20 protein-coding genes, 1 tRNA gene and 1 pseudogene are annotated in these 25,629 nt (G+C 45.0%); 20 read left to right on the top strand and 2 right to left on the bottom strand.

Features of this window, described 5'->3' with window-relative positions; all coding sequences use genetic code 11:
- The first annotated feature begins 23 nt into the window (after window positions 1-23).
- From C7Y69_RS15245 to C7Y69_RS21930, 5 genes and pseudogenes are all read left to right on the top strand, one after another.
- Window positions 24-581 carry a PhnA domain-containing protein gene (locus tag C7Y69_RS15245; protein ID WP_126873283.1) on the top strand — a complete coding sequence of 186 codons (558 nt, stop codon included), beginning with the start codon at window positions 24-26 and terminating at the stop codon, window positions 579-581.
- 28 nt (window positions 582-609) lie between these two features.
- Entirely contained in the window at window positions 610-1,668 is a 1,059-nt protein-coding gene (gene pyrC, locus C7Y69_RS15240) for a dihydroorotase (RefSeq protein ID WP_126873282.1), read from the top strand.
- Between the two features lie 33 nt (window positions 1,669-1,701).
- Window positions 1,702-3,084: an ATP-dependent RNA helicase DbpA gene (gene dbpA / locus C7Y69_RS15235; protein ID WP_126873281.1), complete on the top strand. Its 1,383-nt coding sequence runs from the start codon at window positions 1,702-1,704 to the stop codon at window positions 3,082-3,084.
- A gap of 146 nt (window positions 3,085-3,230) precedes the next feature.
- A pseudogene (locus tag C7Y69_RS21935) lies at window positions 3,231-3,371 on the top strand (ACT domain-containing protein); the annotation flags it as partial.
- Between the two features lie 18 nt (window positions 3,372-3,389).
- Window positions 3,390-3,575 (top strand): ACT domain-containing protein, encoded by a 186-nt coding sequence (locus C7Y69_RS21930; RefSeq protein WP_260563531.1) that lies wholly within the window; start codon window positions 3,390-3,392, stop codon window positions 3,573-3,575.
- A 139-nt stretch (window positions 3,576-3,714) separates the two neighbouring features.
- Here C7Y69_RS21930 and C7Y69_RS15225 read toward each other — a convergent pair whose 3' ends face one another.
- On the bottom strand, window positions 3,715-5,775 hold the full coding sequence (locus tag C7Y69_RS15225; protein WP_126873280.1) for a M13 family metallopeptidase: 2,061 nt from the start codon (window positions 5,773-5,775) through the stop codon (window positions 3,715-3,717).
- Window positions 5,776-6,128: 353 nt separating this feature from the next.
- Between C7Y69_RS15225 and C7Y69_RS15220 the strand changes: the two genes are divergently transcribed.
- From C7Y69_RS15220 to nusG, 5 genes are all read left to right on the top strand, one after another.
- Window positions 6,129-6,743 (top strand): RraA family protein, encoded by a 615-nt coding sequence (locus C7Y69_RS15220; protein ID WP_126873279.1) that lies wholly within the window; start codon window positions 6,129-6,131, stop codon window positions 6,741-6,743.
- Between the two features lie 88 nt (window positions 6,744-6,831).
- Window positions 6,832-8,673 carry an ABC transporter ATP-binding protein gene (locus C7Y69_RS15215; RefSeq protein ID WP_126873278.1) on the top strand — a complete coding sequence of 614 codons (1,842 nt, stop codon included), beginning with the start codon at window positions 6,832-6,834 and terminating at the stop codon, window positions 8,671-8,673.
- Window positions 8,674-8,883: 210 nt separating this feature from the next.
- Window positions 8,884-8,960: transfer RNA gene (locus C7Y69_RS15210), tRNA-Trp, on the top strand.
- Between the two features lie 58 nt (window positions 8,961-9,018).
- Window positions 9,019-9,396: a preprotein translocase subunit SecE gene (secE, locus tag C7Y69_RS15205; protein WP_126873277.1), complete on the top strand. Its 378-nt coding sequence runs from the start codon at window positions 9,019-9,021 to the stop codon at window positions 9,394-9,396.
- A gap of 3 nt (window positions 9,397-9,399) precedes the next feature.
- A complete protein-coding gene (gene nusG, locus C7Y69_RS15200) occupies window positions 9,400-9,948 on the top strand; it encodes a transcription termination/antitermination protein NusG (protein WP_013786334.1) in 549 nt (182 codons plus the stop codon).
- 332 nt (window positions 9,949-10,280) lie between these two features.
- Here the strand turns inward: nusG and C7Y69_RS21610 are convergent, their stop codons facing one another.
- Entirely contained in the window at window positions 10,281-10,421 is a 141-nt protein-coding gene (locus tag C7Y69_RS21610; RefSeq protein WP_013786333.1) for a hypothetical protein, read from the bottom strand.
- Between the two features lie 247 nt (window positions 10,422-10,668).
- Between C7Y69_RS21610 and rplK the strand changes: the two genes are divergently transcribed.
- The 10 genes from rplK to C7Y69_RS15150 all read left to right on the top strand — a co-directional run.
- Window positions 10,669-11,097, top strand: coding sequence for a 50S ribosomal protein L11 (gene rplK, locus C7Y69_RS15195; protein ID WP_013786332.1), 429 nt, complete (start codon window positions 10,669-10,671; stop codon window positions 11,095-11,097).
- A 4-nt stretch (window positions 11,098-11,101) separates the two neighbouring features.
- Entirely contained in the window at window positions 11,102-11,797 is a 696-nt protein-coding gene (gene rplA / locus C7Y69_RS15190) for a 50S ribosomal protein L1 (RefSeq protein WP_126873276.1), read from the top strand.
- A 302-nt stretch (window positions 11,798-12,099) separates the two neighbouring features.
- Window positions 12,100-12,618 (top strand): 50S ribosomal protein L10, encoded by a 519-nt coding sequence (rplJ, locus tag C7Y69_RS15185; protein ID WP_013786330.1) that lies wholly within the window; start codon window positions 12,100-12,102, stop codon window positions 12,616-12,618.
- Window positions 12,619-12,677: 59 nt separating this feature from the next.
- Complete coding sequence (gene rplL, locus C7Y69_RS15180; RefSeq protein ID WP_013786329.1) at window positions 12,678-13,052, top strand: 50S ribosomal protein L7/L12; 375 nt, start codon at window positions 12,678-12,680, stop codon at window positions 13,050-13,052.
- 322 nt (window positions 13,053-13,374) lie between these two features.
- Window positions 13,375-17,403 carry a DNA-directed RNA polymerase subunit beta gene (gene rpoB / locus C7Y69_RS15175; RefSeq protein WP_013786328.1) on the top strand — a complete coding sequence of 1,343 codons (4,029 nt, stop codon included), beginning with the start codon at window positions 13,375-13,377 and terminating at the stop codon, window positions 17,401-17,403.
- A gap of 81 nt (window positions 17,404-17,484) precedes the next feature.
- Window positions 17,485-21,651 carry a DNA-directed RNA polymerase subunit beta' gene (gene rpoC, locus C7Y69_RS15170; RefSeq protein ID WP_013786327.1) on the top strand — a complete coding sequence of 1,389 codons (4,167 nt, stop codon included), beginning with the start codon at window positions 17,485-17,487 and terminating at the stop codon, window positions 21,649-21,651.
- A gap of 307 nt (window positions 21,652-21,958) precedes the next feature.
- Window positions 21,959-22,333 carry a 30S ribosomal protein S12 gene (gene rpsL, locus C7Y69_RS15165; RefSeq protein ID WP_013786326.1) on the top strand — a complete coding sequence of 125 codons (375 nt, stop codon included), beginning with the start codon at window positions 21,959-21,961 and terminating at the stop codon, window positions 22,331-22,333.
- Window positions 22,334-22,407: 74 nt separating this feature from the next.
- The gene (gene rpsG / locus C7Y69_RS15160; RefSeq protein WP_013786325.1) at window positions 22,408-22,878 is read left to right on the top strand and encodes a 30S ribosomal protein S7; all 471 of its coding nucleotides are present in this window, start codon (window positions 22,408-22,410) and stop codon (window positions 22,876-22,878) included.
- A gap of 27 nt (window positions 22,879-22,905) precedes the next feature.
- Complete coding sequence (fusA, locus tag C7Y69_RS15155) at window positions 22,906-25,011, top strand: elongation factor G (RefSeq protein WP_126873275.1); 2,106 nt, start codon at window positions 22,906-22,908, stop codon at window positions 25,009-25,011.
- Between the two features lie 63 nt (window positions 25,012-25,074).
- The coding region (locus C7Y69_RS15150; protein ID WP_126873267.1) for a GTP-binding protein at window positions 25,075-25,629 on the top strand (555 nt) is incomplete at its 3' end.

Below are 25,629 nucleotides of genomic sequence, written 5' to 3'. Positions count from 1 at the left end.
AAAATATTGTAGGGACATTTGCTGTGCTTCAAGAAGCTGTTTTCAATCGAGCGGATAACGCTTGCGAGTTGTGTAAGAACACCGAAAATTTAGACGTTTACATGGTACCCGAGTCACCAGATGAAACTGCTGGCTGCGCGGTACTTACTTGCCAAACCTGCCGCATGCAACTTAACAGTGAAGCCGACATAGACACCAACCACTGGCGTTGTCTTAACGACGCCATGTGGTCACCCACACCCGCCGTTCAAGTGGTGGCTTATCGTATGCTTAATAAAATAAGCGGTGAAAGCTGGGCACAAGATTTGTTAGACATGGCCTATTTAGAAGACGATGTTAAACAGTGGGCTGAAGCGGGACTTATCGAGCAAGAAGCGACGCTTGATTGTAACGGCACTGCGCTGCAACCTGGCGATAATGTACACCTAGTTAAAGACCTTACTGTGAAAGGGGCTAACTTCACAGCGAAGCGCGGCACACCAGTAAGAGGCATTAGCCTAAGCGATAACCCTTTGCATATTGAAGGTAAAGTGAATGGTACCCGCATTGTTATTATTGCGGCATATACAAAAAAATCTTAATTGGTCTTAAAGAAGAGAGCTTTCGGTTATGCAAACGCTAACGATTAGAACCCCCGATGATTGGCACTTACATTTTCGTGACAACGAAATGTTAGCAGAAACTGTTCCCGCTACAGCCCGTTGTTTCCAGCGAGCCATCGTAATGCCTAACTTGGTTCCACCTGTGGTGAATGCAAGTATGGCGGTTGCTTACAAACAGCGGATAGAAGCGGCTCGCCCTACGGGTAGCAGCTTTGAACCTCTAATGACTCTCTTTTTGACTAACACCACATCAGTACAAGATATTGCTGATGCGAAGGCCGCTGGCGTAACGGCGTGTAAGCTATACCCGGCTGGCGTAACGACCAATTCAGATGCTGCTGTAAAAGGTATCGAGGCGTTATACCCTGTTTTTGAAGCCATGGAGGCTCACGGGTTATTACTACTTATCCATGGTGAAGTTACCGAATCGCATATTGATATCTTCGACCGTGAAAAAGTGTTCATCGATACGCATTTGTCACCTATCGTGGCGGCTTTTCCGAACTTAAAAGTGGTGTTTGAACATATTACTACCGCAGACGCAGCAGCTTTTGTGGTAGATGCTAGCGCCAACGTGGGCGCGACAATTACGCCGCAGCATTTATTGTTAAATCGCAATGATTTGCTGGTTGGTGGGGTTCGACCACACAATTACTGCCTACCTGTATTAAAGCGAAATACACATCAAAAAGCTCTGCAAGATGTGGTAGCCAGCGGCAATACTAAATTCTTCTTAGGGACTGATTCAGCACCTCATGCCAAACACAAAAAAGAGAACGCGTGTGGTTGTGCCGGTTGCTATAGCGCATGGTCTGCCATCGAGCTTTATGCTGAAGTGTTCGAGCAGTTGGGCGCATTAGACAAGCTAGAAGGGTTCGCCAGTAACTACGGCGCAGACTTTTACGGACTACCAAGAAACAACACAACAATGACGTTAGTAAAAGAAGCGTGGACAGTACCTGAACAGGTCACGTTGGCTGATGGTACCGATATGGTGCCTTTCTATGCAGGGCAGACGCTTCAATGGAAACTACAAGATACTTTCCAAACACGCTCGGCTGACTAACGCTACGTATATGCATCTTTGGAAAAAACAGAAATGACAATTGAAACTGTAAAGCAGTTGGAAATAAATCCAGCTATCACAAAAGCGTTAGATGCACAGGGTATTTTTGCCTTATCGCCCATTCAAGCACAGTCTTTACCTCATGCATTAGCAGGTAGCGACATTATTGGACAAGCGCAAACAGGCAGTGGTAAAACGCTTTGCTTTGTAATACCGGCGCTTGAAAAGATTGACCCGACATTATTTGCCACTCAAGTACTGGTATTGTGCCCTACGCGAGAGTTGGCAGACCAAGTGGCCGTGCAGTATAGAAACGCCGCAAAGCAAATTGGCAATATTAAAGTGATGACCATCTGCGGCGGTCAACCTATGGGCCCTCAAATTCAATCGCTTAAGCACGGCGCTCATATTGTAGTGGGCACGCCTGGTCGCGTGATGGAGCACGTAGAGAAACGCAGGCTGATGTTAAAAGATGTACGTTTACGCGTGCTTGATGAAGCCGACCGAATGCTAGACATGGGCTTTGAAGATGACTTAAAAGTCATTTTTTCACCGATGAAGAAGGGCGTACAAACCTTACTGTTTTCTGCTACCTATACAGAAGAAATTGAGCGTATTGCCGATCAGTATTTAACCGAACCTGTAATTTGTAAGGTTGAAAGTGATGAGTCGAACAAACCGTCGATTACTCAAATCGGTTACAACGTACTTCCGCACACACGAATACAAACGCTGAAAGCCATTCTGACCGATTCTCAGCCTAAAACAGCTATCGTGTTTTGTAACCGCCGGGTACAGGTGACTGAAGTGGTCGCGTCGTTACTTGAAGATGGCTTTAGTGCTGCAGGTTTACAGGGAGAAATGGAGCAGTACGAGCGTACAGCTGTACTTAACCAGTTTGCTAGTGACGCACTACAAGTGCTGGTTGCTACCGATGTAGCTGCACGTGGGCTTGATATTGATGATATTCCATGTGTGATTAACTACACCGTGAGCGAAGAGCCGGAAACGCATATTCACCGTATTGGTCGTACTGCTCGTGCGGGCGCTGAAGGTACAGCAATAACGTTAGTGGGCGACGAGGAAGAGCATTTCTTGCGTAAAATTGAAGTGCTACAAGGCACTGATATTCCGCTAAAAGGCGCACAAGGCTTACGTTTCCATAAAAACCGCATCATCGAACCTGAATTTAGCTGTATTTCACTGAGTGCGGGTAAAAAGCAAAAGCTTCGTCCTGGGGACTTAGTTGGTGCGCTGACTAAAGACGCAGGCATACCAGGTGATGATGTAGGCAAAATTGCTGTGCAAAATAGCCAAAGCTTTATTGCGGTTAAATTGCGTAGTGTAAAGCGTGCTATGAATCACTTCCGCGAAGGTAAAATTAAAGGCAAACGTGTGAGAGCACGTAAGTTATAGGTGGTATCACCTATAACAGCTTAAGCGCATTACACAAAGATTGTGTCAATATGTTTAACGAGTTGGATAGGCAGAGCAAAGGCGATTAGATGTCAGGCGAAACAGATTTAACTACCTTATTACAAACACTATAGCCAGAGCTAAGCGCTGAAGCGTTTGTATTTGTTAGTGTGCCGTACGCTGTTTCGCCAACTCAATTGGCCAATGCATTAATGGTGTATAAAGAAGATGAAGGTACAACTCTTATTCTTGAATCATCTTTTGCAAGTAACGAAGGTTTTGCAGTAGATAGCACCTTTAAGCGTATTACATGTAATGTCCATTCAAGTTTAGATGCAGTAGGTATGACCGCAGTAATGTCCGCTGCACTTACGCAGGCTAATATTAGCGCGAATGTGGTAGCCGGTTATTATCATGACCATATTTTCGTTCCGGCTGGCCGAGCCGACGAAGCCATTGCTGTATTGTTTGAATTGGCCAACCCTTCATAAGCCTAATGCACTCTGTCTAAGTACATAAACGTGGCTAGCGAATTAGGCTATCAATTTCCAAACGATTCACACATTCAATGCAGATATAAAAAAGGCGACAATGAATTGTCGCCTCGTTAATGACATTAGCAAATACCTATTACCAAATTTTAACGCGCTCTTCTGGCGGTAAATACAAATCATTTTCCTCGGTAACATCAAACGCCTCGTAAAATTCAGGAACGTTGCGCAGTGCACCGTTAGTACGGAATTTAGTTGGCGAGTGGGTGTCGGTCTGAATTTGGTTGCGTAAGGCTTCATCACGATACTTGCTTGCCCATACTTGGCCGTAACCAATAAATACGCGCTGATCGCCAGTGTAACCGTCAATAACAGGGGCTTCTTCACCCTCTAAGGTTAAGTGATAGGCTTTAAGCGCAATACTAATGCCGCCCAAGTCTCCAATGTTTTCACCCAGGGTATATTCACCATTAACGAAGAGTTCTGGCAGGGCTTCGAATTCATTGAATTGCTCGACAAGTTTCGCCGTTCTCGCTTCAAATTCTTGTCGGTCAGTATCAGTCCACCAGTTTCGTAACGCGCCATCGCCATCAAACGTCGAACCTGCATCATCAAAACCATGACCAATTTCATGTCCGATAACGGCACCAATACCACCGTAGTTTACTGCGTCTTCAGCATTCATATCGAAAAATGGCGGTTGAAGTATGGCTGCTGGGAAAACAATTTCATTCGCCGTTGGGTTGTAGTAAGCATTAACGGTTTGAGGCGTCATACCCCACTCATGCTTCCACACTGGGCCGCCTTGTTTCTTAAGCATTTCTTCGTAAGCAACATCGGCTGAACGCTTTAAGTTGCCAAATAAATCGCTGCCTTTCACTACCAGCTGAGAATAGTCTTTCCACGTATCGGGGTAACCAATTTTAACCGTGAATTTAGAGAGCTTATCTAACGCCTGCTCACGGGTTTCATCTGTCATCCAATCTAGCTTTTCAATACTGTCCTTGTAGGCAAGTAAAAGATTGCTCACCATGTCGGTCATACGCTCTTTGGCTTCAGGCGGGAAGTATTGTTTCACATAAACTTTACCGATAACTTCGCCAACATGCGCATTAGAAAGGCTAACAGCCCTGCGCCAGCGTGGCTCAGGCTCTTCGACACCGCGGAGTGTTTTGCTGTAAAAGTTGAAATTAGCGGTGTCAAAATCTTCACTCAAACGACTGGCTGAGGCATTAAGTAAGCCCCATTTTAGAAATACTTTCCAATCTTCCAGAGAGGTTTCAGTGATGAACGTATCCATTTGCTTCATGAAATCAGTTTGTAAAAACACAATGCTGTCTACGTCGTCCAATTCCATTTCATTAAGAAAAAGTGACCACGGGAAGTTAGGCATAAGAGTGCTTAGGTCTGACACAGGCACTTTATTGTAGTTAGCCGCCCAATTACGTACTTCTTCTTTCTTCATATGAAGCTCGGCAATACGGCTTTCCATATCAAACAACATTTGTGCGTTATCTGATGGCGCATCAAATTCAGCGAGGGTAAACATAGTTTCAATATGTTTAACGTAGGCATCGCGAATTTCTTGTGATTTTGCGTCGTCTTTAAAGTAGTAATCTCGCTCAGGCAGACCAAGGCCAGACTGCCATGTATAAATCATATAAGACTCTGGCGATTTGAAATCTGCATTTTGGCCAACGTTGAATGGGGTCACATAGCCGTACCGAATGGCATAGGCAAAGTATGCCGCTAATTCATCGTAATTTGTGATAGCTTCAATTTTTTCAATGTCGGCATTAATTGGGCTTATACCCAACTCATTTAGCGTATCCGTATCCATGTAAGCACGATAGAAGTCGCCCACTTTTTGTTCATCGGTGCCATCTGCAAAGTCGCCTTCGGCAGAACTTTTAATAATCTTCATCACATGATCTTGAGATTCATCACGCAAAATGGTGAAAGCGCCGTAACTCGATTTATCGGCTGGGATTTCAAGGTTATCCACCCACGTGCCATTCACGTATTGGAAGAAGTCGTTGCCTGGATCGGCCGTTAAATCCATGTTTTCTTTGTTCACGCCAGACTTTAATTCTTTTTGTTGCGTTACCGCGGTTGGGGCTTGGCTTTCAGGTTGTGTATTTTGTGGGCTACATGCAGTGAGTGCTAATGCAACGCTTAAGCTAACTACGCTTTTCAACATTGATTGTAATTCCTATTTTTATAAGCTGGTGTGAACCAAGTCGTGATTAAATTGTGTCGTTAAGTGCATATCTCGTTGGCTGAATACCGACTATGGCCTTTATTGCTATTTGGTGATGCACGGGTGAGTGTATGCTCTCTAAAATTAGAGCCTTTAAAATAAGTGTCTTTAAAAATAAGGCGCAAAAGACAGTATTTTCTTACCCTAATATTTATCACGCTCCTTCCATTAGAAAAAGCACTTATAGTGAAAATACATAGCTTGTAACAACTTCTGTGTCTAATTTCGATATATTGACTACATTGGGCTGGCAAAATCACTTTTGCACTTCACTTAATATTGAAGGAATTAACATGATTCAATTCGATACCGTGTCACCTTGCGAGTACGCCGACGCATTGCCTCGCAAGCAGTTTATGGATTATAGAATTAAGCCATTGTGGCAACCGATCCCCCGTATTGCTGGGCCTGCTTTTACAGTGAAATGCGAGGCAGGAGATCACCTTATGCTTCATGCGGCTATTTATCGCGCTAACGCTGGCGATATCATCGTGGTTGAGGCGGATGAGAAATTCGCGGTGGCGGGCGGTAACGTGTGTGCAATTGCACAGTCTAGAGGTATTAAAGGGTTTATTATTGACGGTGTCATAAGAGACTTGGCTGAAACCCGAGAAAATCAATTCCCTGTCTTTGCTCGCGGTGTAATTCCTAAGCCGGGCGCTAAAAAGTGTATATCGCCCCTCAATCAGCCTATTCAATGTGGTGGCGTGACGGTGAATGCCGGTGACATCATCGTGGCTGACGAAGAAGGTATTGTGGTAATTCCGCAAGCACAAGCACAAGAAGCTTTTGATATAGCCTTTGCCCGTGGTGAAAAAGATGCAGCCATGACACTTCAGCAGTGGCAAGCGCAGCATAGCGAAAAGGTAGAGAGTATTCTGAGAAACTTAGGCTACAACGATGAGTAAGCCGATGTTTTAAACCCGAGCATTGAACATATCGTGTAGAATGACGTAATTAAACGAAGTTGATGTAGAACGACACGAGTTTTGTTGCATGTTTTCATTTTTTGAACGATTAACACAGCCTTTCCCAAAAGCCCCACCAGGGCAACCTCCAACAGGTATTGTTGCCTTTTGTAAGTACTACACCCAAGGAATGTGGGGTGTTATTGCCACCGTCTCTATTTTAAGTGCCATTGTTGCGGTGCTAGAAGTGGCGCTGTTTGGTTTCTTGGGCCAATTAGTAGATTGGTTTTCAGAACAAAACCGAGAAACTTTTTTAGCCGAGCAAAAATGGACCTTAATTGGCATGGCCGTTACCGTGCTAGTGCTGATTCCAGGCTTTATCCTGTTACGTTCATTGTTTTCACGCCAGTCGCTTATGGGAAATTTCCCCATGCGTATTCGCTGGCAAGCCCACCGCTATTTACTCGGCCAAAGCTTAACCTTTTTCCACGATGAATTTGCGGGTCGCGTGGCTACAAAAGTCATGCAAACCGCGCTATCGGTACGTGAAACCGTAACCAAAGTCCTCGATTTACTGGTGTATATCAGCGTCTACTTTATTTCTATGGTGGTACTGGTGTTCAGTACTGATTGGCGCTTAGCGGTGCCGCTTGTGGTGTGGTTTTTTGTGTACATGTTCATCTTGCGCATGTTGGTACCCAAGCTTAAAGAAGTGTCACAAAAGCAGGCCGACGCGCGCTCTATGATGACGGGTCGAATTGTAGATAGTTACACTAATATCACGACAGTAAAGTTATTTTCTCATAGCCGCCGGGAAGCTGACTACGCCAGAGAAAGCATGGATGGCTTCTTAAAAACTGTTTATCCACAAATGCGTTTAGTGACGGTACTAGAGTTTTGCGTTGAAATGTCGAATGCCATATTGGTGTTTACCATTGGCGCATTGTCTGTGTATTTATGGATGGAAAATTTGGCCACACCTGGCGATATTGCCATTGCGATTAGTTTATCTCTTCGCCTAAATGGAATGTCGCATTGGATCATGTGGGAAGTATCGGGCTTGTTTGAAAACCTAGGCACGGTGCAAGATGGTATGAATACCCTAGCCCAACCTATCGCAGTGAAAGATAAGCCTAAAGCCACAGCGCTAAGTGTGCAGGGTGGTGGTATTAAGTTTGATAACGTGGACTTTGCCTACGCAGGTGCAGATAACCAACCCATCGATGTATTTTCTAATCTAGAGCTTGCCATACACCCGGGTGAAAAAGTGGGCTTGGTAGGGCGTTCAGGTTCGGGTAAATCAACATTGGTTAATTTGCTGATGCGATTTTACGATACCCAATCGGGGCGCATTATTATTGATGGGCAAGATATAACCCAAGTTGGCCAAGAAACCCTGCGGGCTAAAATTAGCATGGTGACGCAAGATACCTCGCTTATGCACAGGTCAGTACGTGACAACATTCTTTACGGGCGCACCAATGCCAGCGAAGAAGAAATGATAAACGCCGCCAAGCTATCAGAAGCTCACGAGTTTATTCTCACGCTCACTGACAGCCAAGGAAGAACAGGCTACGACGCCCATGTTGGGGAGCGAGGCGTGAAGCTATCGGGCGGGCAACGACAACGTATTGCGATTGCTCGCGTGCTACTGAAAGACGCGCCAGTATTAATCTTAGATGAAGCCACTTCTGCCTTAGACTCAGAAGCTGAAGCCGCTATTCAAGCAAGTCTAGATAAAGTGATGGAAGGTAAAACCGTATTGGCTATCGCGCATAGGCTTTCAACGATTGCGCAAATGGACCGATTATTAGTGTTAGAAAAAGGGCAGATAGTAGAGCAGGGGACACATGCCGAATTGATTGCACATAATGGTATTTACGCCAAGTTATGGGCACATCAAACAGGCGGCTTTATTGGCGTGGAATAGTTTTTCACTGAGATAACGAGTTTAACGGCACAGTAAGTTGCAGAACAACTTGCACTGAGGGAATTACCACCAACATGGTTAACAAAAACCTTGTGCCGCTTGTTATCTTGAGTATAATACGCCTCCCTCCCTTGCGATACCGCACTTTCCATTGAAATGACGCTGAATTCCCAAGGGTAGTGTAAGTAAAATTTGTGAGTTAAACACCACAGGGGTGTAGTTCGAATTGGTAGAACAGCGGTCTCCAAAACCGATGGTTGGGGGTTCGAGTCCCTCCACCCCTGCCAAATTACAAGTTCGCGTATTAGCGCGAGCAAAACGACGCTGTAGTGCTAGGATCGTGACATGAGCGAAAAGACGGAAAATCAGTCCAATGCATTGGACATGTTTAAATGGGTAGTGGTATTTGCCCTACTTGCTGGATTGGTTACGGCCAACACAGTGTTCGGTGAAATTTCAGTATTATACCGTGCAGTTACCGCAGTAGTGGTAGTGGTTGTTGCTGGTTTTATTGCAGCATCAACGGTTAAAGGCAGCACTTTCCTTAGCTTTGCTAAAGAGTCGCGCACTGAAGTTCGCAAAGTAGTATGGCCGACCCGTCAAGAAGCAAACCAAACTACTATCATCGTACTAGCGGCTACGTTGGTAATGGCATTAATCCTTTGGGGATTAGATGGTATTATCGTTCGTGTTGTTGGATACATTACTGGAATAGGAGCATAACGTATGTCTGAAGAAGAAATTAAAAAAAGATGGTACGTAGTACAAGCATATTCTCAGTACGAAGGTCGCGTTCAAAAAACGCTACTTGAATATATCAAGATGCACGGTATGGAAGAGCACTTCGGTCAGATTCTAGTTCCGACTGAAGAAGTTGTTGAAATGCGTGCTGGCCAAAAGCGTAAATCTGAGCGTAAGTTCTACCCAGGTTACGTATTGGTAGAAATGGCAATGAACGAAGAATCTTGGCACTTAGTGAAAAGCGTTCCTCGTGTACTTGGTTTCATCGGTGGTACTTCTGACCGCCCAATGCCAATTACCCAAAAAGAAGCAGACGCCATTCTTAACCGTCTTGAAGAATCAGTTGATAAGCCTAAGCCGAAGACATTGTTCGAGCCAGGCGAAGTGGTTCGCGTTACAGACGGTCCATTTGCAGACTTCAATGGTGTGGTAGAAGAAGTAGACTACGAAAAGAGCCGCGTAAAAGTGTCGGTACTTATCTTCGGTCGTTCTACACCGGTAGATCTAGAATTCGGACAGGTAGAAAAAGGCTAGGTCTTTTTATCTATCTCTAAATTCATATAAAAAAGCCCCTTAATAGGGGCTTTTTTGTATGAGGAGCTTTTGTGTTATTCAGATAGTAATGGGTGAAACATCATTACTTCTTTTTTTGTAAAAAATAGGTTGTTAATTCACCCACACAAACACGCTCAAAAAAGCAAAAAATGAAAATATAAATTGCAGAATTAGGCTCGTGTTTTGGGATATTTTTTTGCTACTACTAAAAGAGTCCCAAAATCCGACATTTAAAGCGCGCTTTAAAATGCAGTTGACTATGATAAGGCAAACCATCCAGACTAGAAATTTAGTGGCATGTTCCATTTTTTTTATTCATCTGTTGTTGCTGCATCTTCGGCGTCTGAAAGTACGTTGACAATTGCACCTGAAGCCACACCCCCTCCAACTCCCCACAACGCTCCAGACACTTGGGACACTTCTTCTTTGTTTAATTCGATTAGTTCTCTCATAGTATTAAATAAGCCTTATTTGTTAAAATTAAGGCTTAGTGCAACTTACACCAAAGCCGCGTTAATTTTGACAACCCTGAATATTTAATAAAACTGGCCATGAGATCGTTTTTTAGTCACATTTATGCTTGCATACCATTTGAACACCTTATATAATGCGCGCCCTTTTAAACGGAAACGGGAAGCCGATTGAGCAGGTAATCTCTGTACTTGCAAGGCGCTATACCCAAACAAGAGAGCATTTAAAATGGCTAAAAAAGTAAGCGGTATTATTAAGCTTCAGGTTGCAGCAGGCGCTGCTAACCCAAGTCCACCAGTTGGTCCTGCACTAGGTCAACACGGTGTGAACATCATGGAATTCTGTAAAGCGTTTAACGCAAAAACAGATAGCCTTGAGAAAGGTGCTCCGGTACCTGTAGAAATTACGGTTTATGAAGATCGTTCTTTCACATTCGAAACTAAGACTCCTCCTGCGTCTTACCTGCTTAAGAAAGCAGCGGGCATCAAGAGCGGTTCTGGCCGTCCTAACACTGAAAAAGTGGGTACTGTTACTCGCGCTCAGTTGGAAGAAATCGCCAAAACTAAAGAACCAGACTTAACTGCAGCTGACCTAGATGCAGCGGTTCGCACTATCGCGGGTTCTGCTCGCTCAATGGGCTTGAACGTAGAGGACTAATCGAATGGCTAAATTATCTAAACGCGCTCGCATTATCCGCGAAAAAACAGACGCGACTAAAGAATACGAAATCAACGAAGCAGTTGCTTTGCTTAAAGAATTAGCGACAGCTAAATTCGCTGAAAGCGTTGATGTTGCAGTAAACCTTGGTATCGACGCTAAGAAATCTGACCAAAACGTTCGTGGTGCTACTGTACTACCTAACGGTACTGGTAAAGACGTTCGCGTTGCAGTATTTACTCAAGGTGCTAACGCTGAAGCCGCTAAAGAAGCTGGTGCTGATATCGTTGGTATGGAAGACCTTGCTGAGCAAGTGAAGAAAGGCGAAATGAACTTTGACGTTGTTGTTGCCAGCCCAGACGCTATGCGTGTTGTTGGTCAACTGGGTCAAATCTTAGGTCCACGTGGCCTAATGCCTAACCCTAAAACGGGTACAGTAACGCCAGACGTTTCTACTGCTGTTAAGAACGCTAAAGCTGGTCAGGTTCGCTACCGTAACGATAAGAACGGTATCATCCATGCTAGCATTGGTAAGATTGCGTTCGAAACAAACCAAATTCAAGAGAACCTTGAAGCATTACTAGAAGCATTGAAGAAAGCTAAGCCTTCTTCTGCTAAAGGTACTTATATCCAGAAGATCAGCCTAAGCACCACTATGGGCGCTGGCGTATCTCTAGATAAAGCTTCAGTAGGTCTTTAATAGCCTGCCGAGGCAACTCGGCTTCTCTGTAAAGGTAATGGGTTGGAGTCGTCAATACAGCAGTGCTGATTGGCAACTCCCGTCCAAGACCGCAGGTGCGATGTGGTGATTGAGGTAAGAGAACTTTCACATTAAACATATCGCTTAATAGAACAACCTGCGCAGACGGTGGTTTGACTCAGACTCTCTGGGGTAACAAACACCGTAGAGCGGTATCATCAATTATGTTGATATCAATCTGTGAACCCTGATGGCGTAAACAGGTAACTGTATACAAAGTCAGATACAAAGAGGTGAACTCAGTGGCACTAGGTTTAGCAGCAAAAAAAGAGATCGTAGCAGAAGTTTCTGAAGTTGCGTCTCGCGCTCTATCCGTTGCCGTCGCTGAATACCGTGGGATGGAAGTTGCAGAACTGACTGACCTTCGCGTAAAAGCTCGTGAGCAAGGCGTATACCTTAAGGTTATACGTAACACTCTAGCTAAGCGTGCATTGGCAGACAGTAAATTTGCAGACTTAGATAGCGCCCTTACTGGTCCTCTTATCTACGGCTTCTCAGTTGAGGCACCTGGTGGTGCAGCACGTCTTTTCAAAGACTTTGCGAAGCAAAACGATAAGTTGAACGTAACCGCTCTATCTATTGGTAGTGGTCTTCTTGGTCCAGATAAATTGGACGCAGTTGCTTCACTTCCTACTCGCGACGAAGCGCTTGCAAAACTTCTTGCAACCTTCAAAGCACCGGTTGGGAAATTCGTTCGTACTATCAACGAAGTACCTACCAAGTTTGTGCGCGTATTGGCGGCGATCAAAGACGAGAAGTAATTCCCGTTTTTGGCATATTGATTTTTTTAACATTTTAAAAACCCAGGAGTTTAGACCACATGGCTCTAACTAAAGAAGATATCTTAAACGCGATTGCTGAAATGCCAGTTATGGAATTGGTTGAGCTTATCGAAGCAGCTGAAGAAAAATTCGGTGTTGACGCATCTGCAGCAGTAGCTGTAGCTGGTCCAGCAGCGGGCGAAGCAGCAGCAGTTGAAGAAAAGACTGAGTTTGACGTTGTAATGACTTCATTCGGCGCAAACAAAGTTGCAGTAATCAAAGCAGTTCGCGCAGCGACTGGCCTAGGTCTTAAAGAAGCTAAAGAAGTAGTTGAATCTGCTCCTAAAGCTATCAAAGAAGGCGTAAGCAAAGAAGAAGCTGAAGAACTTAAAGCACAGCTAACTGAAGCTGGTGCTGAAGTTGAAGTTAAGTAATCTATTTGTTTAGATTATTTGCCTGAGACGGCAAGGCTGGTGGTTTTTTAAACCACCAGCCTTTTTGCGCTGTACAGTGTGTAGATTCTAACCCTTGACTACACTACTAAATGCGCACCTCGGAAATGACACATAAAAGCATAAAACCAACAAGTTAACTAATAATTGGTTAAATTTTGTTGTATGCTGTGGAATTGCCCCGAAAAAGGGTTGTGGAAGTTTGTTGCTTATGCGCAATTCAACACGAAGCTCATAGCTTGAAGCACTCGTCGCGATGCATAATGCAGCAGGTTGGGTCATAAATCAGCAGGCTGAGGAACCCATGGTTTACTCTTATAGCGAAAAGAAACGTATCCGTAAGGATTTTGGCAAACGCCCACAGGTATTGGAAATTCCATACCTTCTTTCAATTCAGCTTGATTCTTTCAAAAAGTTTATTGAGATCGACGCCGATGCTCAATACGGCTTGGAAGCAGCATTTCGTTCCGTTTTTCCGATAAAAAGCTACTCAGGTAACTCGGAGCTTCAATATGTTAGCTACCGTTTGGGAGAGCCAGTATTCGACGTTAAAGAATGTCAAATTCGTGGCGTCACATTCTCTGCTCCATTAAGAGTAAAACTACGGTTAGTATTGTTTGATAAAGACGCTGCGCCAGGTACCGTAAAAGACATTAAAGAACAAGAAGTGTACATGGGCGAAATCCCATTGATGACTCAGAACGGTACGTTCGTTATCAATGGTACAGAGCGTGTTATCGTGTCACAGCTACACCGTTCACCTGGTGTGTTCTTCGATCACGATAAAGGCAAAACTCACTCGTCAGGTAAAGTGCTTTATAATGCACGTGTAATTCCTTACCGTGGTTCTTGGCTTGACTTCGAGTTCGATCCAAAAGATAACCTGTTTGTTCGTATTGACCGTCGTCGTAAGTTGCCAGCAACAATCATCTTACGCGCGCTTGAAATGACATCAGAAGAAATCTTGGATACGTTCTTCGAGAAAGTCAGTGTACGTATCGATAAAGACAAGTTAATGATGGAAGTGGTGCCAGATCGTCTTCGTGGCGAAACCGCAGCATTCGATATCATTGACGGTGAAGGTAATGTTGTTGTTGAAACCGGTCGTCGTGTATCTGCACGTCATACCCGTGCGCTTGAAAAAGCGGGTTTATCTGAACTTGAAGTTCCAGCAGATTACCTAATTGGTCGCGTATTCGCGGCAACATACGTAAATGAAGATACTGGCGAAGTTATCGTTAGCGCTAACGAAGAGTTAACGCTTGAGAACTTAGCGGCACTAAGCCAAGCTGGTATTAAAGAGTTCGAAACTTTGTACATTAATGAATTGGACCATGGTTCATACATTTCTGACACATTGCGTATCGACTCTTCAACAAACCGCCTAGAAGCGCTTGTTGAAATTTACCGCATGATGCGTCCTGGTGAGCCACCAACAAAAGACGCAGCAGAAACCTTATTCCAAAACCTTTTCTTCTCAGATGAGCGTTATGACCTATCTTCTGTAGGTCGTATGAAGTTCAACCGCCGTTTAGGCCGTGAAGAATTGATTGGTTCAGGCACCCTAGATAAAGACGATATTGTTTCAGTAATGAAGCAACTTATCGAGATTCGTGACGGTAAAGATGAAGTGGACGATATCGACCACTTGGGTAACCGCCGTATCCGTTCTGTGGGTGAAATGGCTGAAAACCAATTCCGTGTTGGTTTAGTACGTGTTGAGCGTGCTGTTAAAGAGCGTCTAAGCTTAGGCGACCTTGATAGCATTATGCCGCAAGACCTTATTAACGCTAAGCCTATTTCGGCTGCGGTTAAAGAGTTCTTCGGTTCATCACAGCTTTCTCAGTTCATGGACCAAAACAACCCGTTATCAGAAGTAACGCATAAGCGTCGTATTTCTGCATTAGGCCCGGGTGGTCTTACGCGTGAGCGTGCAGGCTTCGAAGTACGTGACGTACACCCTACGCACTACGGTCGTCTGTGTCCTATCGAGACGCCTGAAGGTCCAAACATCGGTTTGATCAACTCATTGGCAAGCTTCGCGCGTACCAATGACTTTGGTTTCCTTGAAACGCCGTTCCGTCGCATTGTTGATGGTGTGGTAAGTGAAGAAATCGATTACTTGTCTGCAATTGAAGAAGGTCAATTCGCAATTGCACAGGCAAACATTGTTTTAACCGCAAACGGTGAGCTAGTAGACGACCTTATTCCATGTCGTCACCGTGGTGAAACCACCTTGATGCCGAAAGAAGACATCAAGTACATGGACGTTTCTCCACAGCAAATCGTTTCAATCGCTGCGAGTATCATTCCGTTCCTAGAACACGATGATGCTAACCGCGCATTGATGGGTGCGAACATGCAACGTCAGGCTGTACCTACATTACGTGCTGATAAGCCGCTTGTTGGTACCGGTATGGAAAGAACCATTGCTGTTGACTCAGGTGTTACTGTAGTTGCTAAGCGTGGTGGTAGAGTTGACTATGTTGACGCTAGCCGTATCGTTATTAAAGTAGAAGAAGATGAAATGCTTCCTGGTGAAGCAGGTATCGACATCTACAACCTGACTAAATACACACGTTCTAACCAGAACACCTGTATCAATCAGCGTCCTACTTGTAGTGTGGGCGACCCGATTGTTGCTGGCGATGTATTGGCTGACGGTCCATCTACTGACTTGGGCGATCTTGCGCTTGGTCAGAACATGCGTATCGCGTTCATGCCTTGGAACGGTTATAACTTCGAGGATTCAATCCTTATCTCTGAGCGTGTAGCTCAGGAAGACCGTTTCACCACTATCCACATTCAAGAACTAAGCTGTATTGCTCGTGATACTAAGCTTGGGCCAGAAGAGATTTCTTCTGATATTCCGAATGTTGGCGAATCTGCACTAAGCAAACTTGATGAATCAGGTGTTGTTTACATTGGTGCGGAAGTGAAAGGCGGCGACATTCTGGTAGGTAAAGTAACACCTAAAGGTGAAACTCAACTTACGCCAGAAGAAAAACTATTAAGAGCAATCTTCGGTGAAAAAGCGTCTGACGTAAAAGATACGTCACTACGTGTGCCTAACTCTGTTCACGGTACGGTTATCGACGTTCAAGTCTTTACCCGTGACGGCGTAGAGAAAGACAAACGTGCGCTTGAAATTGAAGACATGCAACTTCGTCAGGTTAAGAAAGACCTTACTGACGAATTTGAAATTCTTGCAGACGGTATCTTTGCTCGTGCACAAAACGCATTACTACGCTCTGGTGTTGAACAAGCTAAGCTTGACAGCCTACCGCGTGAGAAGTGGTTTGAAATTGCATTAAACGACGAAGACGTTCAGCTTGAGATCGACCAAATTGCTGATCAGCACGCAGAAATCAAAGAAGACTTCGATAAGAAGTTTGAAACTAAGCGTCGCAAGATCACACAAGGCGATGACCTAGCACCTGGTGTCCTTAAGATTGTTAAGGTTTACCTAGCTGTTAAGCGTCACATCCAGCCTGGTGATAAGATGGCCGGTCGTCACGGTAACAAAGGTGTAATTTCAACGATTCAGCCTGTGGAAGACATGCCATATGATGCTAACGGTACGCCGGTAGACATCGTATTGAACCCACTAGGTGTACCATCGCGGATGAACATCGGTCAGATCCTAGAAACACATATGGGTATGGCTGCTCACGGTCTTGGTGTGAAAATCGACCGCATGCTCAAAGAGCATGAAGAGATGCAGAAGCTTCGTAATTTCTTGAAAGAAATTTATGAGCTTGGCGAGAATCACCAAGAAGTGGACATCGATAACTTCACCGACCACGAAATTACACGTCTTGCAAACAACCTACGTAAGGGTGTTCCAATTGCAACACCTGTATTCGACGGTGCACGTGAATCTGAAATTAAGGAAATGTTGAAGTTAGCTGACATTCCTGAAAGCGGTCAGATTTCGTTGTTCGACGGTCGTACTGGTCGCGAGTTTGAGCGTCCTGTTACGGTTGGTTACATGTACATGCTGAAACTGAACCACTTGGTTGACGACAAAATGCACGCTCGTTCAACTGGTTCGTACAGCCTTGTTACACAACAGCCGCTGGGTGGTAAAGCTCAGTTCGGTGGTCAGCGCTTCGGAGAGATGGAAGTGTGGGCCCTTGAAGCTTACGGTGCAGCATATACCCTTCAGGAAATGCTTACTGTTAAGTCGGATGATGTTAACGGCCGTACTAAGATGTACAAGAACATCGTCGATGGTGACCACAGAATGGAACCTGGCATGCCAGAATCATTCAACGTATTACTTAAAGAAATCCGCTCGTTGGGTATCAACATCGAGTTGGAAGAGAAGTAACACGGCAATCGCCACGTTATGACAAGAGATGGCCCGGCGCTTGCGCCGGGTTCTAGAGACTGACTCCGCTGGGAGAGTAATGTGAAAGACTTATTAAAGTTTCTAAAGCAACAAAACAAGACTGAAGAATTCGATAATATTCGAATCGGTCTTGCTTCACCTGACATGATTCGTTCATGGTCTTTTGGTGAAGTTAAGAAGCCAGAAACAATTAACTACCGTACGTTCAAACCAGAACGTGACGGCCTGTTTTGTGCGCGTATTTTCGGACCAGTTAAAGACTACGAATGTCTTTGTGGTAAGTATAAGCGTCTGAAGCACCGTGGTGTTATCTGTGAAAAATGTGGTGTTGAAGTAACCCTAACTAAAGTACGTCGTGAGCGTATGGGTCACATTGAACTGGCAAGCCCAGTTGCACACATCTGGTTCCTTAAATCACTTCCGTCTCGTATCGGCTTAATGCTTGATATGACACTTCGTGATATTGAACGTGTACTATATTTTGAATCTTACGTAGTAACCGAGCCGGGTATGACTACCCTTGAGCGCAGCCAACTTCTTAACGAAGAAGATTACTTGGATGCACTTGAAGAGCACGGTGACGAGTTTGACGCAAAAATGGGTGCTGAAGCCGTATTTGACCTTTTAAAAGTGTTAGATGTAGATGCTGACGTAGCTTCCATGCGTGAAGAGTTGCCTTCAATCAACTCTGAAACTAAGCGTAAGAAAATCACCAAGCGTCTTAAGTTGCTTGAATCATTCCAACAGTCTGGCAACAAGCCAGAGTGGATGATCTTGACTGTACTTCCAGTACTTCCGCCGGATCTTCGTCCGTTGGTACCTCTGGATGGTGGTCGATTTGCAACGTCTGACCTGAACGATTTATACCGTCGTGTTATCAACCGTAACAACCGTCTTAAGCGTCTTCTAGACCTTGCGGCGCCTGACATTATCGTGCGTAACGAAAAACGTATGCTTCAGGAAGCGGTAGATGCACTACTAGATAACGGTCGTCGTGGCCGCGCTATCACAGGTTCTAACAAACGTCCTCTTAAATCACTTGCCGATATGATTAAAGGTAAGCAAGGTCGTTTCCGTCAGAACCTACTTGGTAAGCGTGTTGACTACTCTGGTCGTTCTGTAATTACCGTTGGTCCTACATTACGTCTTCACCAATGTGGTCTTCCTAAGAAAATGGCACTTGAGTTATTCAAGCCGTTTATCTATGGAAAACTTGAAGGTCGTGGTTTAGCAACAACTATCAAGGCAGCGAAGAAGCTGGTTGAACGTGAAGCACCAGAGGTATGGGACGTACTAGATGACGTTATCCGTGAACACCCTGTTATGCTTAACCGTGCACCAACACTTCACCGTTTGGGTATCCAGGCATTTGAACCAACCCTTATCGAAGGTAAAGCGATTCAGCTTCACCCACTAGTATGTGCGGCCTACAACGCCGATTTCGATGGTGACCAAATGGCTGTACACGTGCCGCTGACTATTGAAGCTCAGCTTGAAGCACGTGCGTTGATGATGTCGACCAACAACATTCTGTCACCTGCAAATGGTGAACCTATCATCGTTCCTTCACAGGACGTTGTATTGGGTCTTTATTACCTAACCCGTGACAAAGTGAACGGCTTAGGCGAGGCAATGGTATTTACCAGCCCGAATGAAGCAGAAAAAGCATACCGCACAGGTAACGCAGAACTTCACTCACGCGTTAAAGTACGTATCACTGAATACGACATTGACGAAGATGGCGTGAAAACTGAGAAAGTAACGCTAACAGATACTACTGTTGGTCGTGCAATTTTCTCATTGATGCTACCTAAAGGTTTGCCGTTTGAAATTATCAACCAGGCAATGGGCAAAAAGCAGATTTCACGTTTGCTTAACGCTTGTTACCGTACACTGGGTCTTAAAGACACAGTAATCGCTGCTGACCAAATCATGTATACCGGTTTCCACTACGCAATGATTGCGGGTGCATCTGTTGGTATCGATGACATGGTAATCCCAGCTGCGAAGAAAGATATTATCGACGCTGCAGAAGCCGAAGTTATCGAGATCCAGGAACAGTTCCAAAATGGTCTTGTAACCGCCGGTGAGCGCTACAACAAAGTTATCGATATCTGGTCAAATGCCAACGAAAAAGTTGCCAAGGCCATGATGGATAACCTTAAGACTGACATCGTAATTAACCGCGATGGCGAAGAAGAAGAGCAAACCTCATTTAACTCTGTTTATATGATGGCCGACTCTGGTGCTCGTGGTAGTGCCGCTCAGATTCGTCAGCTAGCGGGTATGCGTGGTCTGATGGCTAAGCCAGATGGCTCAATCATCGAAACGCCAATCACGGCTAACTTCCGTGAAGGTCTTAACGTACTTCAGTACTTCATCTCTACTCACGGTGCGCGTAAAGGTCTAGCCGATACAGCACTTAAGACTGCGAACTCGGGTTACCTAACTCGTCGTCTAGTAGATGTTGCACAAGATTTGGTTATTACTAACGACGACTGTGGCACCTTCGGTGGTGTTCAGATGACACCGCTAATTGAAGGTGGTGACGTTGTAGAACCACTTCGTGAGCGTGTACTAGGTCGTGTAGTTGCAGAAGATGTAGTTAAACCAGGTACTACAGAAGTATTGGTTGAGCGTAATGTGTTACTAGACGAAGCGCTAGTAGACATGCTTGAAGCTAACTCTGTTGACCAAATTCAAGTACGCTCGGTTATCACCTGTGATAACGACTTCGGTGTGTGTGCAAACTGTTATGGTCGTGACCTTGCTCGCGGACATATGGTTGGAAGCGGTGAGTCTGTGGGTGTTATTGCCGCACAGTCAATCGGTGAACCAGGTACACAGCTTACCATGCGTACGTTCCACATCGGTGGTGCGGCATCACGAGCTTCTGCTGAGAACAGCGTTCAGGTTAAAACTGCGGGTAGCCTTAAGCTACACAATGAAAAATCAGTACGTAACTCAGACGGCAAAGTGGTTATTGTTTCTCGTTCAACAGAACTTACTGTTATCGATGAACAAGGTCGTGAGAAAGAGCGCTATAAAGTACCTTACGGTGCTGTACTTAGCGTGGATGACGGTGCAACTATTGCAGCTGGCGACGTTGTTGCTAACTGGGATCCGCATAGTCACCCAATCGTTACTGAACGTGCAGCTAAGATTAGCTTCGCCGACATCGACGACTCTAACACCGAGATGCAACAAGACGAACTAACTGGTCTTACGCGTATCGTAGTTAAAGATCTTGCGAAGAGTAACTCTAAAGAACCTAAACTTATCCTAGAAAGTGATGAGTTCGGTCTTCAAGAGATTCGCCTGCCAAGCTTTACGACTATCGAAGCGAAAGAAGGTAAGGTTGCTAACGAAGGTGACGTGTTAGCACGTATACCTCAAGAAAGCTCGAAGACACGTGATATCACGGGTGGTCTACCTCGCGTAGCCGACTTGTTTGAAGCACGTAAGCCTAAAGAGCCAGCTATCCTTGCTGAAGTTTCAGGTACTATTGGTTTCGGTAAAGAAACCAAAGGTAAGAAACGTTTGGTTATCACGCCGCCAGAGGGTGATGCATACGAAGAGATGATTCCAAAATGGCGTCAGCTTAACGTGTTCGAAGGTGAGAAAGTGGAACGTGGTGAAGTTATTGCAGATGGCCCTGAGTCACCGCATGACATCTTGCGTCTACGTGGTATCTCTGCTGTAGCAAACTACATCGTGAACGAAGTTCAGGAAGTTTACCGTCTACAGGGTGTAAAAATTAACGATAAGCACATCGAAGTTGTTATTCGTCAGATGTTGCGTAAGTGCGTTATTACCCATTCAGGTGATACTCAGTTCCTTGAAGGCGAACAAGTTGAAGTGTCTAACGTGAAAGTGACCAACCGTGAAGTTGAAAAACACGGTAAGATCCCAGCGCAGTATGAAACACAACTGCTTGGTATCACTAAAGCGTCGCTATCTACTGAGTCGTTCATCTCAGCTGCATCGTTCCAAGAAACAACACGTGTTCTTACCGAAGCTGCAGTTCAAGGTAAAGAAGATGACCTTCGCGGTCTGAAAGAAAACGTAATCGTGGGTCGATTGATTCCAGCGGGTACAGGTTTCGCTTACCATGAACGTCGTGCACAACGTCGTAAAGAAGAAATCGAAGAAATGTCAGTTTCTGCTGCTGATGCAGAACAGGCACTAACCGAAGCACTTAACGCCGGTGACGACTCAGCCGAATAAGGCATGATCGTAGGAGTACGTTAACGTACTCCTAACAAATTGGCATGTTAAGCTGACAGATTGCAGTTAAATGCCTGCTTAACCTTTGTACAGCTTGACACGCCGAGCTATGATCATTAATATTCCGCGACCCGATTTTGGATGACCTCTAAAAGGCAGAAGAAAATGGGCGCGGTTTTTTGTATCAGAGCTCAGTTAATGCTGACAAGCACAGTATTAACATTAAATGAGTGACGTTAGAAAAGTCGCTTTAATGGACCCAATCAGAGTGATTGGGTTTTTGTAGTTTTTAATCAGGAGCTAGTTAATGGCAACAGTTAACCAGTTAGTCCGCAAGCCGCGCAAAAAGCCCGTTGAAAAAAGCAACGTAGCTGCATTGCAAGCTTGTCCTCAAAGACGCGGTGTATGTACTCGTGTATATACTACTACGCCTAAGAAACCAAACTCTGCACTACGTAAAGTATGTCGTGTACGTCTAACTAACGGTTTTGAAGTTTCTTCATACATCGGTGGTGAAGGTCACAACCTACAAGAGCACAGTGTAGTACTTATCCGTGGTGGTCGTGTTAAAGATCTACCAGGTGTTCGTTATCACACAGTTCGCGGTACATTAGACTGCGCAGGTGTAAACGATCGTAAGCAAGCCCGTTCTAAGTACGGTGCGAAGAAGCCTAAGTCTTAACGGTTCTCCGTTAGTAAGGCCAAACTGAAGTTTAAGAGTTTTGGGTAATTCCTGAATTCATACGGAGAATAGAAATGCCAAGAAGAAGAGTCGTAGGTCAACGTAAAATCCTACCAGAGCCAAAATTTAGCTCACAACTGCTTGCAAAATTCATGAATGTCGTAATGCTTGACGGCAAGAAGTCAGTCGCTGAAAAAATCGTTTACGGTGCGCTCGATATTGTTGCTGAAAAAACCAGCAAAGCTCACCTAGATGTATTCGAAGAAGCACTTGATAACATCCGTCCTACTGTAGAGGTTAAATCTCGTCGTGTAGGTGGTTCAACTTATCAAGTACCAGTAGAAGTTCGTCCAGTTCGTCGTAATGCCCTAGGTATGCGTTGGTTGGTAGATGCTGCTCGTAAACGTGGCGAGAAGTCAATGGCTCAACGCCTGGCTGCTGAAATGATTGATGCATCAGAAAACAAAGGTTCTGCGGTTAAGAAACGTGAAGACGTTCACCGTATGGCCGAAGCAAACAAAGCGTTTGCTCATTACCGTTGGTAATAAACGTAATATAACTGAGAGAGATGTATGCCTCGTAAGACCTCGATTGAGCGTTACCGCAATATTGGTATTGTGGCTCATGTGGACGCGGGTAAAACCACGACCACAGAGAGAGTCCTGTTTTATACAGGGTTGTCTCATAAAATCGGTGAAGTGCATGATGGTGCTGCAACCATGGACTGGATGGAACAAGAGCAGGAGCGTGGTATTACTATCACGTCTGCTGCAACCACTTGTTTCTGGTCAGGCATGGAAAAGCAGTTCGATCAGCATCGTATAAACATTATAGACACGCCAGGACACGTGGACTTTACCATTGAGGTAGAACGTTCATTACGGGTACTGGACGGGGCTGTAGTGGTTTTTTGCGGGTCTTCTGGGGTTGAACCTCAATCAGAGACAGTCTGGCGACAGGCTGACAAATATGAGGTGCCACGTCTCGTGTTCATCAATAAGATGGACCGAGCTGGCGCCGATTTTGAGCGTGTTGTGGGTCAAATCCGTAAACGCTTAGGCGCAAACTGTGTTCCTATTCAATTGAACATGGGCGCTGAAGAAGAGTTCCATGGCGTAATCGATCTTATTAAGATGAAAGCCATAAACTGGAATGCCGAAGACATGGGTATGACGTTTACCTATGAAGATATTCCAGCGCAATATTTAGACAACGCACAAAAGTATCGTACAGAGATGATTGAAGCTGCTGCTGAAGCCTCTGACGAGCTTATGGATAAGTATTTAGAAGGCGAAGAGCTAACTGAAGCTGAAATCCGACTTGGTTTACGTACCCGTACACTGAACAACGAAATTGTTCTTGCCACCTGTGGCAGTGCCTTCAAAAACAAAGGTGTTCAGGCAGTACTAGACGCGGTAGTAGAATACTTACCGTCACCAAGTGAAGTAAAAGCTATTACGGGTGTTTTAGACGATAAAGATGAAACTGAAGCTGAGCGTCATGCAGACGACAGCGAGCCATTCTCGGCCCTTGCATTTAAAATCGCTACCGACCCATTCGTAGGAACGCTAACTTTCTTCCGTTGTTACTCTGGCGTTGTTAATACTGGTGATACGGTATACAACCCAGTGAAAGGTAAACGCGAGCGTTTTGGACGTATCGTTCAAATGCACGCTAAAGACCGTGAAGAAATTAAAGAAGTTCGTGCAGGCGATATCGCCGCAGCTATTGGTCTTAAAGATGTGACCACAGGTGATACGCTTTGCGATCCGAATAATGTCATTACACTAGAGCGTATGGAATTTCCTGACCCGGTAATTTCTATCGCAGTTGAGCCTCGCTCTCAGGCTGACCAAGAAAAGATGGGACTCGCGTTAGGTAAACTAGCCGCTGAAGACCCGTCATTCAAGGTGAAGACTGATGAAGAGTCGGGCCAAACGATTATCTCTGGTATGGGTGAGCTTCACCTTGATATCATTGTTGATCGTATGAAACGCGAATTTAAAGTTGAATGTAACGTAGGTAAACCTCAGGTTGCTTATCGTGAGACTATTCGCAAGAAAGTAGAAGTTGAAGGTAAATTCGTACGTCAGTCTGGCGGCCGTGGTCAATTTGGTCACGTGTGGCTTCGTATTGAGCCACAAGCAGAAGAAGGCGCAGGCTACGAATTTGTTAATGACATCGTCGGTGGTGTGGTACCAAAAGAGTTCATACCAGCGGTTGATAAAGGAATTCAGGAGCAGTTGCAAAGTGGTGTTGTAGCAGGGTATCCGGTACTAGATGTAAAGGTTACTTTGTTCGACGGTTCTTACCATGATGTTGACTCTTCTGAAATGGCGTTTAAGATCGCCGGCTCTATGGGTTTCAAAAAAGGCGCCGCAGAAGCAAATCCGGTGTTGCTTGAACCCATGATGAAAGTTGAAGTAACTACTCCAGAAGACTGGATGGGTGATGTGGTTGGTGACCTAAATCGTCGTCGCGGCATGATCGAAGGTATGGAAGAAGGCGTAGCAGGTATTAAAATAATACGTGCTAAGGTGCCGCTTTCAGAAATGTTCGGGTATGCTACCGACTTGCGTTCTCAAACGCAGGGTCGCGCATCATACTCTATGGAGTTCTTCAATTATTCTGAGGCGCCTAACAATGTGGCGCAGGCTATTATTGAATCTAGAATTTAATCTAAATGAAGGTTCGGTCCGGTCTATGTTTGGGTCGGACTTTTAACTTAGGAAACGAGAAAAATGGCAAAAGAAAAGTTTGAACGTACGAAACCCCATGTAAACGTGGGTACAATCGGCCACGTTGACCACGGAAAAACAACCCTTACTGCAGCTATCACTACTGTTCTTTCAAAGACATACGGTGGTTCAGCTCAGGCTTTCGATCAAATCGATAACGCGCCTGAAGAAAAAGCTCGTGGTATCACCATCTCTACTTCACACGTAGAGTATGACACTCCTACTCGTCACTACGCTCACGTAGATTGCCCAGGACACGCTGATTACGTTAAAAACATGATCACCGGTGCTGCACAGATGGATGGAGCTATCCTAGTAGTAGCTGCGACTGATGGCCCTATGCCTCAGACTCGTGAGCACATCCTACTTGGTCGTCAGGTTGGTGTTCCTTACATCATCGTATTCATGAACAAATGTGACATGGTTGATGATGAAGAGCTTCTAGAGCTAGTAGAAATGGAAGTTCGTGAACTTCTTAGCGAATATGAATTCCCAGGCGATGACCTTCCAGTTATCCAAGGTTCTGCACTTAAAGCCCTTGAAGGCGATGCAGAATGG

It is taken from the genome of Alteromonas sp. KS69 (assembly GCF_003989595.1).
GTDB lineage: Bacteria > Pseudomonadota > Gammaproteobacteria > Enterobacterales > Alteromonadaceae > Alteromonas > Alteromonas naphthalenivorans.
This window is presented reverse-complemented; position numbering and strand designations above follow the sequence as displayed.